This is a genomic window from Wolbachia endosymbiont of Tuta absoluta (assembly GCF_059414725.1).
In genome coordinates this window covers 1-1,074 of record NZ_JBNRJY010000364.1, presented here as the reverse complement: position 1 = coordinate 1,074, position 1,074 = coordinate 1, and the positions used below count along the sequence as shown (strand labels likewise).

2 protein-coding genes are annotated in these 1,074 nt (G+C 33.0%); one reads left to right on the top strand and one right to left on the bottom strand.

Going from position 1 to position 1,074, the window contains the following annotated elements; genetic code table 11:
• The coding region (locus ACJ5GX_RS03865) for a phage distal tail protein, Rcc01695 family (protein ID WP_495292721.1) at positions 1-435 on the top strand (435 nt) is incomplete at its 5' end.
• 73 nt (positions 436-508) lie between these two features.
• Here the strand turns inward: ACJ5GX_RS03865 and ACJ5GX_RS03860 are convergent.
• Positions 509-1,074 (bottom strand): hypothetical protein (locus ACJ5GX_RS03860; RefSeq protein ID WP_495292720.1); only part of this gene is annotated, 566 nt, incomplete at its 5' end.

The window sequence follows — 1,074 nt, the reverse complement described above, 5'->3', positions numbered from 1 at the left end:
AGGTCAAACGAGCAGCTAACAGAACTCATAACATTTTTTCAGGCACGAAAAGGTAAAGCAATAGGATTTCGTTTTAAGGATTGGTCAGACTTTACCGTTATCAATCAAGAAATTGGCATAGGAGACGATAAAAAAACGATCTTTCAACTGATGAAAACTTACATAAGTGGAAAAGACAAGCATACACGAACTATTAAAAAGCCAGTGCATGATACAATAAAAATTTACCTAGATGGTGAAAAGACAGAAAAATATTCAGTGAATTATTCAACTGGAGAAATAGCATTTATGAAACCACCAGCAAAAGGCACAATAATCACCGCAAGCTTCGAATTTGATGTACCAGTACGATTTGATACAGATTACCTAAACGCTTCTATTGATAACTATGGCAGCAATAGCTGGAACAATATTCCCTTGGTGGAAGTGAAATAAAGTTAAAGTATGCTCCATAAAAGTTAAGCGATACTGAGGCTCATATTTAAATGAGCCTTGCACATTTTAAAGTCTATCGCCCATTACAATGTTCCACACTCGAAATTTGAGGAAATTCTAATGTAGTGTTTTCTCTTTCTTGTAAAATAGAAAGTTTTAATAATTCTTTTAGAACTAACTTTACAAGTGTTGTACCATTTTCCTTAAAGAGGTAGTCCATCCTATTGGTTTTCTGTATGTGATTGACAAAATTTCTAGCTTCCTCATTAAAAGCCTCGATTGTGTTGATACAAGATAATACTAAATTCGAGCTATTTATTGCTAAAATTCCATTTACGAAAATATCTAATTTTGTTTTATCTTCAGTCAAATCTTCAGCTAACCTATTTCTAATATCATCATTCTCAAACAAAATGTACTCTAGGTACGAAGCAGACTCAATAAGTATAAAGTCTTCTAAAGGTACTGATTCTAAACATTCGTCAATATAAGTAAGTATTCCAAACTCAGTAATACACCCTTCTTTTCTCACAACATAGCACTTAGGAAGACCACGATACATTGATAGCAAAGAAAAAAGACGTATTATACTTGTTGAGTCTGCTTCGTACCTAGAGTACATTTTGTTTGAGAAAAGAA